The sequence below is a fragment of the Micrococcus sp. LASM2_SD2 genome (assembly GCF_057364565.1).
On record NZ_JBNFOB010000437.1, the window covers coordinates 1 to 823 of the forward strand.

1 protein-coding gene is annotated in these 823 nt (G+C 74.7%); it reads left to right on the top strand.

What is annotated here, in order from left to right:
• Positions 1-823: glycosyltransferase family 2 protein (locus AC2W7A_RS12980; protein ID WP_485991688.1), on the top strand; the 823-nt coding region annotated here is incomplete at both ends.

The following is an 823-nucleotide window of genomic DNA, read 5'->3' on the forward strand; positions in this document are numbered from 1 at the left end:
GATGTGCGCGTGCCGCTGGCGGACCCGGCGGCGGTGGTGGTCGGGCGGCGCAGGCACGCCGACCCGACCGTGGCGGAGCGTGGCTGGGTGCCGGGAGAGGCATTGCCGGAAGGCGCCGAGCTGGAGGAGCCGGCCTGGCTGCTGGACGGCTACCGGCAGACGACGGACCTGCGGCGGGCCGATGCGACGTCCTACCGGTTCGTGATCTCCGCCGTGCTGACGGTGGCGCGTCAGGTCTATGCGGAGGCCGGCGGGTTCGACCCAGCCTTCGTGGGCTACGGCGGCGAGGACTGGGAGCTCGGGTATCGGCTCTGGCGGTGCGGGGCACACCTGCGGCACGTGCGCGAGGCCGTGGCCTGGCAGTTCGGCGAGGACTTCGGCGGCCGCGAGGACCCCGGTGAAGCGCGACGTGTGAAGAACGCCGAGGCCATGACCCTGGCGGCGAAGATCGCGGCGCCGACTGGCCGAGGCTGGACGCTCGGGCTCGGTGCGGCGGGGACCGGAGGCGTCCGGCGTGTGGGCGTGCGGATGCTGTTCTCACCCGGTGAGAACGACGACGGCGGCGTGGTCTCCCGAGATGCCCCGGTGGACGAGGCCGCCGTGGTGCTTGGTGTGGACGCCGCCCTGCAGACGTTCCCGGCCGCTCCGGTGACGGTGGACGTGAGCGGATCAGGCGCCGCGGCGCGCGGCTGCCTGGAGGACCCGCGGGTGGTGGCGGTGACCTCAGCGGAGGATGAGGCGCTGGCCGCGCCCGCGCTGGACGAGGCCCCGGACTGGGACGTGCTCCTCCATGAACCGCTGCGGCCTGCCGTGCCCGGGCGCC